Annotated in this window: 14 protein-coding genes, 1 tRNA gene and 1 pseudogene; 4 read left to right on the plus strand and 12 right to left on the minus strand. The window is 71.3% G+C overall.

Features of this window, described 5'->3' with window-relative positions; genetic code table 11:
* Positions 1-141 precede the first annotated feature (141 nt).
* Positions 142-2,154 (minus strand): vWA domain-containing protein, encoded by a 2,013-nt coding sequence (locus tag JT1_RS05410; protein ID WP_068324368.1) that lies wholly within the window; start codon positions 2,152-2,154, stop codon positions 142-144.
* Positions 2,144-3,544 (minus strand): MoxR family ATPase, encoded by a 1,401-nt coding sequence (locus JT1_RS05415; RefSeq protein WP_068324371.1) that lies wholly within the window; start codon positions 3,542-3,544, stop codon positions 2,144-2,146. Before JT1_RS05415 ends, JT1_RS05410 begins: the two co-directional genes overlap by 11 nt.
* Before the next feature lie 144 nt (positions 3,545-3,688).
* On the opposite strand from JT1_RS05415, the gene JT1_RS05420 reads away from it, so the two are divergent.
* The gene (locus JT1_RS05420; RefSeq protein ID WP_068324374.1) at positions 3,689-3,937 is read left to right on the plus strand and encodes a DUF3775 domain-containing protein; all 249 of its coding nucleotides are present in this window, start codon (positions 3,689-3,691) and stop codon (positions 3,935-3,937) included.
* 4 nt (positions 3,938-3,941) lie between these two features.
* Here the strand turns inward: JT1_RS05420 and JT1_RS18865 are convergent, their stop codons facing one another.
* Genes JT1_RS18865 through JT1_RS17715 form a run of 3 tightly spaced genes read right to left on the minus strand, consistent with a single transcriptional unit; the run spans position 3,942 to position 5,356 of the window.
* A complete protein-coding gene (locus JT1_RS18865; RefSeq protein WP_255218260.1) occupies positions 3,942-4,127 on the minus strand; it encodes an NAD(P)-binding domain-containing protein in 186 nt (61 codons plus the stop codon).
* A 14-nt stretch (positions 4,128-4,141) separates the two neighbouring features.
* Positions 4,142-4,432 (minus strand): NAD(P)-binding domain-containing protein, encoded by a 291-nt coding sequence (locus JT1_RS18870; RefSeq protein WP_255218261.1) that lies wholly within the window; start codon positions 4,430-4,432, stop codon positions 4,142-4,144.
* A 21-nt stretch (positions 4,433-4,453) separates the two neighbouring features.
* Positions 4,454-5,356: a hypothetical protein gene (locus JT1_RS17715; protein ID WP_082807493.1), complete on the minus strand. Its 903-nt coding sequence runs from the start codon at positions 5,354-5,356 to the stop codon at positions 4,454-4,456.
* A 717-nt stretch (positions 5,357-6,073) separates the two neighbouring features.
* Between JT1_RS17715 and JT1_RS05430 the strand changes: the two genes are divergently transcribed.
* The 3 genes and pseudogenes from JT1_RS05430 to JT1_RS19130 all read left to right on the plus strand — a co-directional run.
* Positions 6,074-7,351: an IS256 family transposase gene (locus JT1_RS05430; RefSeq protein ID WP_439645745.1), complete on the plus strand. Its 1,278-nt coding sequence runs from the start codon at positions 6,074-6,076 to the stop codon at positions 7,349-7,351.
* A 228-nt stretch (positions 7,352-7,579) separates the two neighbouring features.
* Entirely contained in the window at positions 7,580-8,842 is a 1,263-nt protein-coding gene (locus JT1_RS05435; RefSeq protein WP_032491516.1) for an ISL3-like element ISTesp2 family transposase, read from the plus strand.
* 25 nt (positions 8,843-8,867) lie between these two features.
* Positions 8,868-8,954, plus strand: a pseudogene (locus JT1_RS19130) (integrase core domain-containing protein); the annotation flags it as partial.
* 443 nt (positions 8,955-9,397) lie between these two features.
* On the opposite strand, the gene JT1_RS05440 reads toward JT1_RS19130, so the two are convergent.
* The 7 genes from JT1_RS05440 to JT1_RS05470 all read right to left on the minus strand — a co-directional run bounded on the left by JT1_RS05440 (position 9,398) and on the right by JT1_RS05470 (position 15,353).
* Positions 9,398-9,471, minus strand: a tRNA-Pro gene (locus JT1_RS05440).
* A 77-nt stretch (positions 9,472-9,548) separates the two neighbouring features.
* On the minus strand, positions 9,549-11,069 hold the full coding sequence (gene der, locus JT1_RS05445) for a ribosome biogenesis GTPase Der (protein WP_439645742.1): 1,521 nt from the start codon (positions 11,067-11,069) through the stop codon (positions 9,549-9,551).
* A 36-nt stretch (positions 11,070-11,105) separates the two neighbouring features.
* Entirely contained in the window at positions 11,106-11,804 is a 699-nt protein-coding gene (gene cmk, locus JT1_RS18875) for a (d)CMP kinase (protein ID WP_068324382.1), read from the minus strand.
* A gap of 22 nt (positions 11,805-11,826) precedes the next feature.
* On the minus strand, positions 11,827-12,954 hold the full coding sequence (locus JT1_RS05455) for a prephenate dehydrogenase (RefSeq protein WP_082807494.1): 1,128 nt from the start codon (positions 12,952-12,954) through the stop codon (positions 11,827-11,829).
* On the minus strand, positions 12,951-13,862 hold the full coding sequence (locus JT1_RS05460; protein WP_068324385.1) for a pseudouridine synthase: 912 nt from the start codon (positions 13,860-13,862) through the stop codon (positions 12,951-12,953). The genes JT1_RS05455 and JT1_RS05460 overlap by 4 nt, the downstream gene beginning before the upstream one ends.
* The gene (gene scpB, locus JT1_RS05465) at positions 13,859-14,482 is read right to left on the minus strand and encodes an SMC-Scp complex subunit ScpB (RefSeq protein WP_068325388.1); all 624 of its coding nucleotides are present in this window, start codon (positions 14,480-14,482) and stop codon (positions 13,859-13,861) included. The genes JT1_RS05460 and scpB overlap by 4 nt, the downstream gene beginning before the upstream one ends.
* Positions 14,475-15,353, minus strand: coding sequence for a segregation and condensation protein A (locus JT1_RS05470; protein ID WP_255218262.1), 879 nt, complete (start codon positions 15,351-15,353; stop codon positions 14,475-14,477). The genes scpB and JT1_RS05470 overlap by 8 nt, the downstream gene beginning before the upstream one ends.
* Between the last annotated feature and the right edge of the window lies 1 nt (position 15,354).

Genomic DNA, 15,354 nt, shown 5'->3' on the forward strand with positions numbered 1-15,354 from the left:
GCCTGCCTCATCGGGGCCCGCGGGGCCACCCGCACGCGGCCGCCATGAGGCATCGTCCCCCCTTCGCCGTCGGCCATGCCCCGAGGATGATGGCGGTCACCGACGCGCGGGACAGCGACTACCTGGTGCCGTGACGCGACGTCAGGTCCCGAACCAGAACCCGCGTCCGCCGAACCAGTCCCCGTACCTCGACTCGTCGGCGCCGCCCGGACGACGCGAGCCGAGGTAGGAGCCGACGACGGCCGCCCCGAGGTCGTCGAGCTCCGGGGCGACCACCCGGCCACCGGCGCGTCGCGCGAGGGTCTCGACGAACCGTGCCAGTCCAGGGTCCTCACCGAGGCGGAAGAAGGTCGTCTGGGCGCCGAGGCGCGCGGCGTTGTCGAGCTCGCGGACGGTGACGGCGATCGTCAGCGGGTGCGGCGGGTAGTCGAAGAAGGTCTCACCCCCCGGCTCGAGGTGCGCGGTCGGCTCACCGTCGGTGACCACGAGCAGGACCGGCTGCGCCGACGGGTGCTTGCGGAAGTGACGGTTGGCGAGCAGCAGCGCGTGGTGGAGATTGGTCCCCTTGTCCCAGAAGGCATCGAGCTCCGTGAGCTCCTCGACGTCCATGACCGAGGCGTACCGGCCGAAGCCGATGAGCTGCAGGTGGTCCCCGCGGAACCGGGTGCGGATGAGCGTGTGCAGCGCCAGGGCCGTGCGCTTCATCGGGACCCAGCGCCCGTCCATCGCCATGGAGAAGGAGGTGTCGACGAGCAGCGCGACGGCTGCCTGCGTGCGGGCCTCGGTCTCGGAGACCTCGATGTCGTCGGTGGTGATCGCCCGGGTGCCGCCGTCGGCAGCCCGGCGCAGGACCCCGTTGAGCACCGTGCGGGGGATGTCCCACGGCTCGGTGTCGCCGAACTCCCACGGACGGGTCGCCCCAGACCGCTCCCCTGCCGCGCCGGCCTGACGCAGGTCACGCTGGCCCTGGCGCCCGGACATGCGCTGGGCGATGTCACGCAGGAGGGACCTGCCCAGCTGGCGCATGGCCTTGGGGGTGAGGCGCAGCTGTCCCTGCGAGTCCCGGCGCACGGAGCCGCTCGTCCGCAGGGCCTGCTCGAGGTCGCGGAGGGCACGCGCGTCGACGGCCGCCTGCTCGCCGAGCTGCCGGGCGAGCTCGTCGAGGTCGATGTCGTCGAGCCGGGCACCGCCGTAGGACTGGGAGAGCTGCTCTCCCAGCGCGTCGAGCCGGGCGATGTCCTGGAGGAGACCCGTGCCGTCGCCGAGCCCGAGGCCCTCGTCGCCGGACAGCTGCTCGGCGCCACCCCAGTCCTCACCGGGTCGCAGGGCCCGGAGGTTGCCGTCGAGCCGGCTCAACGACTCCATGAGTGCCGGCGACCCGAAGGCCTGTGCCGAGAGCTGCATGAGCTCCTCGCGCTGCTCAGGGGTCATCGAGTTGAGCAAGCGCTGGCCTGCGGCGGCCCGCTGCGCCATGGCGTCGATCAGTTCCTCGACGTCCTGCGGCCCCTCCGGGAAGAAGTCCCCGTGCCGGTCCATGAACTGCGCGAAGTCCTCCGGGGTGTCCTCGCCGCGGGCGTGCTTCTCGAGCAGCTCGTTGAGGTCGCGCAGCATCGCGTCGATCGCCGCCCGGTCCTCGTCGGTGGCGCCCTCGAGCGCCTGCTTCATCCCCGCGAACCGCTGGTCGAGGACCTCGCGGCCGAGCAGGTCCTTGATCCGCTCGTAGTCGGCTCGTGCCTGCGAGGACTGCCACGGGTAGTCCTGCAGCTCGTCCACTGCTGCGGCCGTCGAGGAGGGGAGGTTGTCCAGGCGCATCTGGGCGAAGCCGCGCTCGAGGTCGTCGAGGTGCGCGTCGCGGGCCAGCTGCTTGCGCTCCTCGAGGACCGCGCGGTCGAGCAGCTCGCGGACCTCGCGCAGGGTGCCGTCGAGGCCGTGCTGCTGGAGGAGCTCGCGCCGGCGCTCGTTGACCCGTCGCGCCAGGTCGTCCAGCCCCGTCCGGCCACTCCCGCCACGGCGCAGGAACTCCTGCAGGGCGCGCTCGGGCGAGGAGCCGCCCATGACCCGGTCGCCGATGGCGTCGAGGGCCTCGGCGATGTCGACGGGCGGGGCGAGCGGGTCGCCGCCGTCGTAGCGGCGGAATCGACTGCTACTGGCCATACACGGTCTCGCCCCCCGCCGTGTCCTTGCCGATCTTGCGGGCGAGGTACAGCCCCTCGAGGGCCAGCTCGAGGGCCGCTGCACGCTCCCCCTCGGAGTCGGAGCCCAGTCGCTCGAAGACCTCGTCGTAGAGATCGGACTCCCCGAGCGCGGGCAGCCCGTCGAGGAAGTCGTGGGCGGTCACCTGCTCACCGGTGGCGATCTCGGCCCCCTCCTCGACGGCGCGCACGAGCGGCCCGAAGTCGATCCCCCGCACGAGGTGTCGAACGGTGTCCGCGACCGCGGTCCGGAGCAGGTGGGTGAGGATCTCGTGCTCCCGCCCCTCCTCGCCGCTCTCGAACTCGATCTTGCCGCCGAGGACCTCGACCGCGGTCTCCAGGTCGACGACCCGGGCGACGGCCTCCCCTTCGTCCTGCCGGGCCGCCCGGTGCAGGGCGGACGCGGCGACGGTCTCCGCCCCGGCGATCGTGAACCGCGCGCTCACCCCGCTGCGCTGGTCGACGGCCGAGGACTCGCGCAGGTTGCGGGTGAACCGGGCGAGGACCTCGAGGAGGTGGTCGGGCACGTGCGCGACGAGGTGGGCCTCCTGCCGGGTCACCGCGATCTCCGACTCGAGCTCGCGCGGGTAGTGCGTGCGGATCTCGGCCCCGAAGCGGTCCTTGAGCGGCGTGATGATCCGCCCGCGGTTGGTGTAGTCCTCGGGGTTGGCGCTGGCCAGGACGAGCACGTCGAGAGGCAGACGCAGGACGTACCCGCGGACCTGGATGTCACGCTCCTCCATGACGTTGAGCATCGCGACCTGGATGCGCTCGGCGAGGTCCGGCAGCTCGTTGATCGTCACGATGCCGCGGTGGCTGCGCGGGATGAGCCCGAAGTGGATCGTCTCGGGGTCGCCGAGGGCACGGCCCTCGGCGACCTTCATCGGGTCGACGTCACCGATGAGGTCCGCCACGGAGGTGTCGGGGGTGGCCAGCTTTTCGACATAGCGCTCGTCGCGGTGGCGCCACACGACGGGAAGGGAGTCGCCCAGCTCCTCCGCGCGCCGCCGGGAGGCGTGGGTGATCGGCTCGAAGGGGTGCTCCGCGAGCGCGGAGCCCTCGATGACCGGGGTCCACTCGTCGAGCAACCCGGCGATCGTGCGCAGCAACCGGGTCTTGCCCTGCCCACGCTCGCCGAGGAGGACGATGTCGTGCCCGGCGAGCAGGGCTCGCTCGACCTGCGGGATGACGGTGTCCGCGTACCCGTGCAGCCCGGGCCACGGGTCCTCGCCGGCGCGCAGGCGCGCGAGGAGGTTGTCGCGCAGCTCCACCCGCAGGGGCTTGGCGACGTGGCCGGCGGCACGCAGCCCACCGACGGTCGAGATGGTCGGGGCGGCAGTCGAGGTGCTCACCGCACCGAGGCTAGACCCCTGTGCTGACAGGCGACCCCTCCGCGAGGCACGAGATCGGGCACCCGCCGCCGGGGCAGCGGTGCATGGATCGCGGGGTCGGGGGTAGGTCGAGGGCGACCACACGCGAGCGATAGGACGAAGCCGATGACCCAGCACTCTGCCGAGGAGATGGACGCCGCCCGCGAGGCGGCGCAGAAGGCGGTCGACACCGCGACGTCGTGGGACTACAGCGCGGGCGAGGCGAAGATCGCCGACAAGCTGCGCGAGGGCCTCGACGCCGCCGGGGTGACGGTGGACGACGAGGAGTTCGCCCGGCTCGTCACCGAGATCGACGCCGTCGCGGCCGACGAGTCGGTCGGGACGCCGACGGTGCGGGCCGCCTCGCCGCGCTGACCGCTCAGTCCACGATCCCGAAGCCGCCGGTCCACGGGATCTTCTCCGCGGCCGCCAAGCTGATCTGCAGGAAGCCGAGCGCCTCCATCTCCCGTGCCCGCTTCAGGCCACCGGCATCGATGACCTTCAGGCCGGCTGCCGTGATGACACCGGTCAGCGTGGCCTTCGCGTCGGCGTCGTCGCCGGCCACCAGGACCGTCGTGGTCAGCGGCCCGGCATCACCCGTGGCCAGCGTGGCGGCGAATGTGGTGTGAAGGCCTTGAGCACTCGGGAGCGCGGCAGCTTCCCTGCGATCTCGGCGGCGGCAGAGTTGTCCGCAGCGACGACCAACGGGTCGAAGGTCTCGAAGTTCAGCGGGTTGGTGATGTCGACGACGATCTTGCCGTCGAGCTCGGCACCGGGCTGCGCGAGGACGTCGGCGACGGCCGGGTAGGGCACCGCCAGGACGATGATGTCCCCGGTGATGGGCTTGTCCGTGTCCAGCACCACGGTCATTTGTGAGAGGCCCTGTGAGGCTCACATGGGGATCATCGCGAGAAGCGCGCCGAGCCCCTGCAGGATGACTGGCGCACCCTCGGTCACGGCCGCGACGGCCACCGCCTCGGTGATCCGCTCGCGCAGCGCGGGCCGACTCGCGTCGGGCTTGGCTGCCTCCTCGTGGATCGCCTCCACCGCCTCGCGCACCTCCGGCGAGGTCACCCCGGCGTCGTCGAGCGTCTGGCACACCTCGGCGAGCCCTGCGAGGACTTGGGTCCGCTCCTCGTTCGTCACAGTCATGACGACGTCCATGCTGTTGCCCTGTCCACCGACCTGCACCCCTGCGACGTTGCCGCCGTGAAAGTTCGCGGTGTTGTTGAACGTCTGGGAGGACGGACCACCGCGGACGTGGTCCGAGACGGCCAACCCCGAGTCCACCGCGTTGCGCCCCTCGGGCGTCAGCCCGGGACGCAGGAACGGCCCTTGCATGGACCCCGTCCCGACGATGAGCGAGTGCTCTCGGAGGAAGGCGACCGCGTGCCGGATCTCCTCCACCGTGAACGGGACTCCGTAGGCCGTCGCCTCCTCGTCCTCGGCGTACAGGTCGGCCGTCCCCGGCCGCTCGGTGCGTGCCTTCAACCACCGCAGCAGACCGAGCCTGACAGCGTCCGCTCTGTCCCGCCCGTCCGTTCGACTGTCAGTGATCCGCTCGGCGACGCGGCGGCCCCGCCGGGTCAGTGTCACTTCATAGGCGGCGGACTGCTCGCGATCGACCAACCCGAGATCCTGCAAGGCCGACACGGCGCCCACCGTCGCCCGACGGCCGCCCGTCACCTTGTCCACTGCGCCGGGCCAGACCTGACCCCCGCCCTCGGCCACGGCCAAGAGGGCCGCCTCCTCCTCCGTGCCACGCAGCCTGTCCATCACGGCGTTGTCGTCCATGTACTCACCCAAACTTTCGTAGGGAGGCGCCCGGTGCGCCCAACGTCCTACGAACGTGATACAGGTCACCTACATTCCAACGCCCCACCCCGGTCCCGGCTGACCCGGGACCACGCAGCCGGGCGTCACCCGCCGTCCGCCTCCCGGCCGTCGCTCGCGCTCCGGTCCCGGCGCCCGACACGTGCCACGCCTCGCCCGCCTCCTCGGCGTAGGCGTGACAGGCGTCGAGGGCCGAGTAGACCATGCACAGGGACGTCGCTACCGCCCACAGAGACGGCGCGACTCGGCCGGTATGGGTCAACGAGTCGGGGTACCTCTGGCAGGGCCTCAGGCGCCCAGCGTGGGCCACCTCGTCGAGGACAGCGTCGAGGTCTCGTCGTGCTGCTCTGCCCGCGGCCGTCGTCACCGACTCGGGGGCGGTTGGTGCGGTCGCGGTGGTCCGGGGCGCCATCGGCTCACACGGGCGGGGTCGTTGGCGCTCCCGGCACGAGAACCGCCGGGATGCCTCGCGGGCCACGGCGCGCGGCCTGTCTGACCTACGAGGCCGCGGGGCGCAACGGCTTCGAGAAACTCTTGGAAGGGGGTGTCAGATTGTCTGTGTAAGGGGCGGGTCTCCTACTGAGGAGATTGACTATGGCTATGACCAGGCCGAAGAAGGGCGAGTCCGAGCAGGAGCCGGAGGCTCGACGGCTTCGTCGTGAGCTCTTCGACGACGAGATGCTCGACAAACTGATGTCCGCCACCGATGAACGAGGCGTCTCGCTCACGGGTGAGGGCGGGTTCCTGCCCGAGATGATCAAGGCCGTCCTCGAGCGTGGGATGGACGCCGAGCTGACCGACCACCTCGGGTATGAGAAGGGCGACCCGGGAGGGAATGGTTCGGGCAACTCGCGCAACGGCAGGACACCGAAGACGGTAGGCACCGAGGTCGGGGACATCGGCCTGGACCAGCCGCGGGATCGCAACTCCAGCTTCGCCTCGGCGTTGGTGCCCAAGGGCGCCCGACGCCTAGGTGGCCTGGAAGACATGATCATCTCGCTGTACGCCGGCGGGATGACCATCCGCGACATCCAGCACCACCTGGCCGCGACGCTGGGCACCGAGCTGTCCCACGAGACGATCAGCAACGTCACCGACGCCGTCGCCGAGGAGGTCACCGCGTGGCAGACCCGCCCGTTGGAGGCGTTCTACCCGGTGATCTACCTCGACGCTCTGGTGGTCAAGATCCGCGACGGCGCACACGTGACCAACCGCGCCGCGCACATCGCCGTCGGGGTGGATATGGACGGCGTCAAGCACGTCCTGGGCATCTGGGTCCAAGCCAGCGAAGGCGCGAAGTTCTGGGCCAGCGTGTGCTCCCAGCTGGCCAACCGCGGCATCAAGGACGTGCTGATCGTCTGCTGCGACGGTCTGACCGGCTTCCCCGAGGCCATCGAGGCGACCTGGTCCCAGGCGATGGTCCAAACGTGCGTGGTGCACCTGATCCGAGCCTCGATGCGATTCGTCTCTTACAGCGACCGCAAGGCCGTCGCGGCACTGCTGCGCCCGATCTACACCGCGGTCAACGAGGACGCGGCGCTGATCGCGTTGGCCACCTTCGCCGACTCGAATCTGGGCAAGAAGTACCCCGCTGCGGTGGCCTCCTGGGAGAACGCGTGGGATCGATTCACCCCGTTCCTGGCGTTCGGGCCCGCGTTGCGCAAGGTCATCTACACCACCAACAGCATCGAGTCGCTGAACTTCCAGCTGCGCAAGATCATCAAGAACCGCGGACACTTCCCCAGCGACGCGGCCGCGATCAAGCTGCTGTGGCTGGCCATCCGCAACATCGAGGACAAGAGGGCCCGCGAACGAGCCAAGGAAGCCGGACTGCCCCGAGGCGCTCCCCGCAAGGCCCCCGGCAAGCTCGTCGAGGGCTCCGTCATCCAAGGCTGGAAAGCCGCCCTGGGAGAACTCGCCCTCGTGTATCCAGACCGCATCAACGCCTACCTGTAACAACCGACGAGATCCAGATCGCTTACACAGACAACTTGACAGGCTCTCTTGGAAGCCCACTGGATCCAGCAGAAGAACGGCCACCCGGGACACCCCCAGACCCAAGGCAAGATCGAAGGCTCTCCTGACGCTTCCGTGGGTGTTTTCGCGAGCCGTTGACGAGGGCACGCCGCTCTCTGCCTAGGTTTCTGGCTGTTGAGGTCAGTTACCTGAAGAGCGGAGAACGGCGTGCGGAACGCAAGCCTATGGCGGTCCTTGCTGGGCGTCGAGAAGACGGTCGTGGAGGACATCGAGTTCGATGAGGACGACCAGCTGCTGGTGGCTCATGTCCGTCCCCGGGCTCGGGTGCGTGGCCGGTGCGGACGGTGCGGGCGCAGGTCGCCCGGGTACGACCGTGGCGAGGGTCGGCGGCGGTGGCGGGCCCTGGATCTGGGCACGGTGCAGGTCTACCTCGAGGCCGACGCCCCGCGGGTGGCCTGCCGCCAGCACGGCCCCACGGTGGCCGCCGTCCCGTGGGCCAGGCACGGGGCCGGCCACACCCTGGTCTTCGACGAGCAGGTGGCCTGGCTGGCCACGCAGTGCTCCAAGTCCGCGGTCACCGAGCTGATGCGCATCGCCTGGCGCACCGTCGGGGCGATCATCACCCGGGTCTGGACCGACGTGGAGGCCCTCGGCGACCGGTTCGCCGGCCTGCGACGGATCGGCATCGATGAGATCTCCTACAAGAAGGGCCACCGCTACCTCACGATCGTGGTCGACCACGACACCGGCCGGCTCGTCTGGGCCGCCCCGGGCCGGGACAAGCCCACCCTGGCGAGGTTCTTCGAGGCCCTCGGGCCCGACCGGTGCGCCGCGATCACCCACGTCAGCGCCGACGGGGCGGACTGGATCGCCGCCGTGGTCGCCCAGCGGTGCCCGAACGCGGTGCGCTGCGCCGATCCGTTCCACATCGTCAAGTGGGCCACCGACGCCCTGGACGAGGTCCGTCGCCAGGCGTGGAACGAAGCCCGCGGCGCCGTCCGGCAGCGCCGGGCCGGGCGGGCCAGCGGGCACGCCAAGGCGCTCAAGCACGCCCGGTACGCGCTGTGGAAGAACCCCGAGAACCTCACCACCCGGCAGCAGGCCAAGCTCGCCTGGGTCGCCAAGACCGACCCGCGCCTGCACCGGGCCTACCTGCTCAAGGAAGGACTGCGCCTGGTCTTCCAGCTACCCGCCGACGAGGCCGAGACGGCCCTGGAACGCTGGATCGGCTGGGCCCGACGCTGCCGCATCCCCGCCTTCGTCGAGCTCCAACGCCGCATCGTCAAGCACAAGGCCTCGATCCTCGCCGCCATCGAGCACGGCCTGTCCAACGGACGCATCGAATCCGTGAACACCAAGATCCGACTCATCACCCGCGTCGCCTTCGGCTTCAAGTCCCCCGAAGCCCTCATCGCCCTCGCCATGCTCAACCTCGGCGGCCACCGACCCGTCCTCCCAGGCCGGAAATGACCCACGGATCAGTCAGGAGAGCCAGATCGAACGCTTCCACCAAACCCTCAAACGCTGGCTCCGCGCCCGTCCCCGCCCCCCGAGCATCGCCGACCTACAAGCCCTGCTCGACGAGTTCGCCCACTGGTACAACCGCCAACGGCCACACCGATCGATAAGCCGGCGCACCCCGGCAACGGCCTACACCGCGCTACCCAAGGCCACCCCCGCCGCCCCCGCCAGCGAACCCGAATGGCGCACCCGAACCGACAAGATCGCCACCTCGGGAACCGTGTCCCTGCGCTACGCCGGCAAGCTGCGCCACCTGGGCATCGGCCGCCCCCCACGCAGGCCAACCCGTGCTGATGCTCATCCACGACGACCACGTGATCACCAGCCACGCCGACACCGGCGAAGTGCTGGCCGAGCACCACATCGACCCCGAACGCGACTATCAACCACCCACCCGTGATCGTTAACCCGGTGAGTCGCGACATCGACGACAAGCCCGCGAACCCACGAAAAAAGTCCTGAGCCGCGACACCGTGTCAACGATGTCGCGACTCAGGACAAACGTCGGGCTGACAGGATTTGAACCTGCGACCCCTTGACCCCCAGTCAAGTGCGCTACCAAGCTGCGCCACAGCCCGTGGCTGCTCCCTCAGGAGCGAACGTCACCTTATCCCACGCCAGCCACAGGTACCGAATCGGCCCCCGGCACACCGGATCACGAGCGACGACCGCGCTTCTCGCGCACCCGGACGCTGATCTCGATGGGTGTGCCCTCGAAGCCGAACTCCTCGCGCAGCCGGCGCTCGAGGAAGCGTCGGTAGCCCGCCTCGATGAAACCCGAGGCGAAGATGACGAAGCGCGGGGGGCGCGTCGAGGCCTGCGTCGCGAAGAGGATCCGGGGCTGCTTGCCGCCCCGGATCGGGTGCGGGTGCGCCGAGGCGATCTCGCCGAGGACGGAGTTCAGCCGGGAGGTCGGCACGCGGCGGTCCCAGGAGTCGAGAGCGGTGTCGAGGGCCGGGGTGAGCCGGTCGACGTGCCGGCCCGTGTGGGCCGAGAGGTTGACCCGAGGCGCCCACGTCACCTGGACGAGATCGCGCTCGATCTCCCGCTCGAGGTAGAAGCGACGCTCCTCGTCGATCAGGTCCCACTTGTTGTAGGCGATGACGAGCGCGCGCCCGGCCTCGGTGACCTGGCTGATGATGCGCAGGTCCTGCTCGGTGATCGGCTCGTGGGTGTCGATGAGGACGACCGCGACCTCCGCCTTCTCCAGGGCGGCCTGCGTGCGCAGGGACGCGTAGAAGTCGGCCCCGCGCGTCTGGTGCACGCGGCGTCGGATGCCGGCTGTGTCGACGAAGCGCCAGGGACGCCCGCCGAGCTCGATGATCTCGTCGACGGGGTCGCGCGTGGTCCCCGCGACGTCGTCGACGACGACCCGATCCTCCCCCGCGAGCTTGTTGAGCAGGCTCGACTTGCCGACGTTGGGACGGCCGATGAGGGCCACGCGGCGCGGACCCCCTTCGGGCTGTGCCTTGCCGCTCGCGGAGACGTCCGGCATGACGTCGAGGATCGCGTCGAGGGCGTCGCCGCTCCCCCGCCCGTGCAGCGCGGAGACGGGGAGGGGCTCGCCCAGGCCGAGGTTCCACAGGGCGGACGCGTCGGCCTCGAAGCGCTGGTCGTCGACCTTGTTGGCGACGAGCACGACGGGCTTGCCCGACTTGCGCAGCAGCTTGACCACGGCCTCGTCGTCATCGGTCGCGCCGACGATGGCGTCGACGACGAAGACGACGACGTCGGCCATCTCGATCGCGACCTCGGCCTGCTCGGCGACGCGCAGGTGGATGCCCTCGGCGCCGATCTCCCAGCCACCGGTGTCGAGCAGGGTGAACCGGCGACCGGACCACTCGGCGTCGTAGGCGACGCGGTCGCGCGTGACACCGGGGGTGTCCTCGACGACGGCCTCGCGGCGCCGCAGCACACGGTTGACGAAGGTCGACTTGCCGACATTGGGTCGGCCGACGATCGCGACGACCGGCAAGGGGCCGGCGGGCGTCTCGTCCGCGTCCTCCTGGAAGCCGTCGATGATCGCGCGGTCCTCCGGCGTCAGCTCGAAGTCCTCGAGACCGGCGCGCAGCACCCGCTCGACGCCCTCGGCGTCCGCGGCCTCCGTCCCGGTGGGGTCGGTGGGGTCAGGGGTGGTGTCCACGATGCTCCTGGTCTGTGGGGTGGTCACGGCCATTGTCGCAGCCGTCAGCGGCCGGGGCCGCGGGGTGGGTCAGCTCGTGCGCGCGGCGATGACGACGGCCATCACCGCGTCGACCGACCCGTCGAAGTCGAGGTCCGAGGTGTCGACGACGACGACCCCGTCCGCGGCGACGGTGAACTGGGAGACCGTCGAGTCGTCACGGTCCCGGCGCACGACCTGGTCGCGGGTCGCGTCGATCGCTGCCGCGTCGCTCGTGCCGTGCACCTCGAGCGAGCGGCGGCGCAGCCGGGCCTCCTCGCTCGCGGTGAGCAGGATCCGCACGGGTGCCTCGGGGGCGACGACGGTCGTGACATCACGCCCCTCCGCGACGCAGGCACCGTGGCGGCCCGCGATGTCGGCGATGAGCTCGCGCTGGCGCTGCTGCATCTCGGTGCGCACGTCCGGGACGGTCGCGACGGTCGAGACGAGCGCGGAGATCTCGCTCGTGCGGATCCCTTCGGCGACGTCGATGTCGGCGACGCGCACCGTCGGGGCCTGCGGATCGTCACCGATGTGCAGCGGCAGCTCGCGGGCCGCGTGGGCGATCGCCGCGGGGTCCTGAAGGTCGACCTCGGTGTGCCGGCACCACCACGTGAGGGCTCGGTACATGGCCCCGGTGTCGAGGTAGCCGGCGCCGAGCTGCGTGGCCACGGCGCGCGAGACGCTGGACTTGCCGGATCCCGAGGGTCCGTCGATGGCGATGACGAAGGGGGCGGGCTGGCTGGTCACGAGGGGTCAGCCTAGTCGTCGCTCAGCTGTGGATCCGCCACCCACGTGCCGTGAGCGCCTCGGTGAGCGGTCCGGCGGCCGCCGGGAGGACGGAGACCTCCGCCAGGCCGAAGGGGAGGCCCAGCCCGTGGTCGAGGCGCAGGTCCTCCATGTTGACCCCCGCCGCGCCGATGTCGGTGAGCAGTCGGGCGACCTCGCCGGGCCGGTCGTCGACGACCACGCTGACGACCGCGTAGGTCGCGGGCGGGGCACCGTGCTTGCCGGGGATGCGGGCGTGGCCGGCGTTGCCGTCGGCGATGCTGCGGGCGAGCACGGCACGCGCGCCGGGGGCGTCGGCGACGTCGTCCTCCCCCGCGCCGAGCGCCTCGAGGGCGTCGACGACGCGGCCCAGGTCGGCAGCGACGTCACGCAGGACGGCGGCGACGGCCGGTGCGTTGCCCGAGAGGATCTGGGTCCACAGGCCGGGGTCGCTGGCCGCGATGCGGGTCACGTCCCGTACGCCCGGGCCGGCCAGGCCGATGGCGTGGTCGCTGAGGTGCTCCAGCCGGGCGGCGACGAGCGAGGCCGCCACCTGGGGCACGTGGGAGACCGCGGCGACCGCCTCGTCGTGCTCCTGCGGGCTGAGCGTCGTGACCGCGGCGCCGGTGGCCTGCGCGAGCCGGGCGACGAGCGCCGTCGCGCTCGGGTCGCTGCCGTCGTGCGGGCAGAGGACCCACGCGCGGCCGGTGAAGAGGTCGGCCCGGGCACTGATCGCGCCCGAGCGCTCGCGGCCGGCCATCGGGTGGCTGCCGAGGTAGCGGTCGATCGGCACCCCGGACCGGATGAGGTCGAGGAGGACCACCTGCTTGACAGAGGTGACGTCGGTGACGACGGCCTCGGGCCAGCGCTCGAGGGCGCCGAGCACGAGGCGGGGCGAGACGTCCGGCGGCCCGGCGACGACGACGAGGCCCGGTCGCACCTCCCCCGTGGTGCGCCCCGCCCCGAGGTCGCGCGCCAGCGCGGCCGAGGTCTCGGACTGGTCCTCGAGGGTGACGTCGACGCCGACGGACGTCAGGGCCAGCCCGATGCTCGTCCCGATGAGGCCCGTCCCGATGACGTGCACGGGTGGCAGCGCGGACGCAGCCCCCTTCGCCTCGGAGGTCGCCGTCACAGTCCCGCAGCCTTGTAGAGGTCGGCGATCTCCGCCCGGCTGAGGGCGCGCCACCGGCCGGACTTGGTCGTGCCGAGCGTGATGGGTCCGACCTGGGTGCGCACGAGCGAGAGGACCGGGTGGCCGACGTGCTCGAGCATGCGCCGCACGATGTGCTTGCGGCCCTCGTGGAGGATCACCTCGACGATCGCCTTGCCCGGGCGCGAGTCGACGACCCGGAAGGAATCGACGGCGACGGGGCCGTCCTCGAGCTGGACGCCTTCGCGCAGGCGCTTGCCGAGGTCCTTGGGCACGGGGCCGGGGATCTCGGCGATGTACGTCTTGAGCACGCCGTGCGCCGGGTGCTGCAGCCGGTGCGCGAGGTCGCCGTCGTTGGTGAGGATGAGCAGGCCCTCCGTGTCGGCGTCGAGGCGACCGACGTGGAAGAGCCGCTCGGGGCGCCCGGCGACGTAGTCGCCGATGCTCAGCCGGCCCAGCTCGTCGGACATCGTCGTGACGACGCCGACGGGCTTGTTGAAGGCGAGGTAGACGCGCGACTCGTCGAGGTGGACGCGCTCACCGTCGACGTGCACGGTCTGGCGCAGGGGGTCCACGCGCAGGCCGAGCTCGGTGACGACCTGCCCGTCGACCTCGACGCGACCCTCCTGGATGAGCAGCTCGCAGGCCCGGCGGGAGCCGATGCCCGCGGCGGCGAGGACCTTCTGCAGGCGGGTGCCCTCGGGGTCGTGGACGTCGATCGTCGGGGCCTGCGGCGGCTCGGGTGCGAGGTCGGGCTGGCCCTGGCGGCTGCGTCCGGTCGTGCCCCGCTCCGGCTGGTTGCGGCGGCCGGGCCGCGGGGGCTTGCGGGGTCCCTTGCCCCGGGGCGCGCCCTGGGGGCCTCCGAGTCGGCGGTTGGTGGGAGGGGTCATGGCCGGGCCTCATTCACGAGATCGTCGAGTAGTGCTGCATCGGGGAGATAGGGGGCGAGGGCGGGCAGGTCGTCGAGCGAGTTCAGACCCATCCGCTCCAGGAAGTAGGGCGTCGTCCCGTACAGGGTCGCACCCGACTCCTCGTCCTTGGTGACCTCGGTGATGAGGCCGCGGGTGAGGAGCGTGCGGACGACGCCGTCGACGTTGACGCCGCGGACGGCGCCGATCCGCGCCCGCGAGATCGGCTGGCGGTAGGCGACCACGGCGAGCGTCTCGAGGGAGGCCGTCGTCAGGCGGGACTGCTGGCCGTCGAGGACGAAGCGCTCGACGACTGGCGCGTACGCGTGGTGGCTGTAGAAGCGCCATCCCCCACCGACGTTGCGCACCGTGAACCCGTGCGTGCCGTCCGCGTAGGCGGACTCGATCGCGGCGAGGTGCTCACGGATCTCCTCCACGGGCAGCTCGAGCGCGGAGGAGAGGGCGTGGTCGGTGACCGGTTCCTCGACGATCATCAGCACGGCCTCGATCGCCCCGCGCGCACCGCCGGGCAGGTCGCCCACGTCGAAGGCGACCTGGACGTCGTCGCCCTCCACCTCGGGCTCCGGGGGCGCCTCACTCATCGTCATCCTCCTCATCGGACGAAGGGGGGTCCTCCCCTTCGTCGAACTCGGCACCGACGTCGACGGTGCCCTCCTCGCTGCCGGTCCAGCTGACCTCGAGGTCACCGAGCGCCTCCGGCTGGTCGAAGACGACCTGCCGGTCGCGGAAGAGCTCAAGCAGGGCGAGGAACCGCGCCACGACCACGAGCGTCGAGTCCGCGTCGCGGACGAGCTCGCGGAAGGAGAGCGCGCCCTGCTCCCGCAGGCGGTCGACGACGATGACGGCCTGCTCGCGCACGCTCACCGCGGGCGCGTGCAGGTGGGCCAGACCGACGGTCTCGGGCTCCCGGGGGGTCAGGGCCCGCGCGGCGACCATGGCCAGCTGCTCGGGGGTGACGCTGATGACCAGCTCGGGCAGCAGCGAGGCCAAGTGCGGCTCCAGACCGGCCTGCCGCGGGGTCATGCGACCGGTCGTCGCCATCGTCTCGCCGAAGTGCGCCGCGACGTCCTTGAAGGCGCGGTACTGGAGCAGGCGCGCGAAGAGCAGGTCCCGCGCCTCGATGAGCTCGAGGTCGTCCTCGTCGGTCTCCCGCATGTCGGGCAGGAGCCGGGCGGCCTTGATGTCGAGCAGCGTCGCGGCGACGAGGAGGAACTCGCTGGTCTGGCCGAGGTCCCACGCCGGGTCGCTCGCCTGCAGGGCGCGCAGGTGGGCGATGAACTCGTCGGTGACCCTGGCCAGCGCGATCTCGGTGATGTCCAGCTGGTGCTTGCTGATCAGACCCAGCAGCAGGTCGAAGGGTCCCTCGAAGTTGTCCAGGTGGACGGTGAAGGCCTGCTCTGCGCCCCGCTTGGTGATGACGCCACCGGGGACGGCGGTGTCAGTCCCCTCCACG

It is taken from the genome of Janibacter terrae NBRC 107853, assembly GCF_001591405.1.
Classification (GTDB): Bacteria; Actinomycetota; Actinomycetes; order Actinomycetales; family Dermatophilaceae; genus Janibacter; species Janibacter terrae.

Excerpts from the sequence above, each read along its gene's own strand:
- JT1_RS05410 (WP_068324368.1), bottom strand. The coding sequence starts at position 2,154 with ATGGCCAGTAGCAGTCGATTCCGCCGCTACGACGGCGGCGACCCGCTC.
- JT1_RS05420 (WP_068324374.1), top strand. The coding sequence starts at position 3,689 with ATGACCCAGCACTCTGCCGAGGAGATGGACGCCGCCCGCGAGGCGGCG.
- JT1_RS18870 (WP_255218261.1), bottom strand. The coding sequence starts at position 4,432 with ATGACCGTGGTGCTGGACACGGACAAGCCCATCACCGGGGACATCATC.
- JT1_RS17715 (WP_082807493.1), bottom strand. The coding sequence starts at position 5,356 with ATGGACGACAACGCCGTGATGGACAGGCTGCGTGGCACGGAGGAGGAG.
- JT1_RS05430 (WP_439645745.1), top strand. The coding sequence starts at position 6,074 with ATGCTCGACAAACTGATGTCCGCCACCGATGAACGAGGCGTCTCGCTC.
- der (WP_439645742.1), bottom strand. The coding sequence starts at position 11,069 with ATGGCCGTGACCACCCCACAGACCAGGAGCATCGTGGACACCACCCCT.
- JT1_RS05460 (WP_068324385.1), bottom strand. The coding sequence starts at position 13,862 with ATGACCCCTCCCACCAACCGCCGACTCGGAGGCCCCCAGGGCGCGCCC.
- scpB (WP_068325388.1), bottom strand. The coding sequence starts at position 14,482 with ATGAGTGAGGCGCCCCCGGAGCCCGAGGTGGAGGGCGACGACGTCCAG.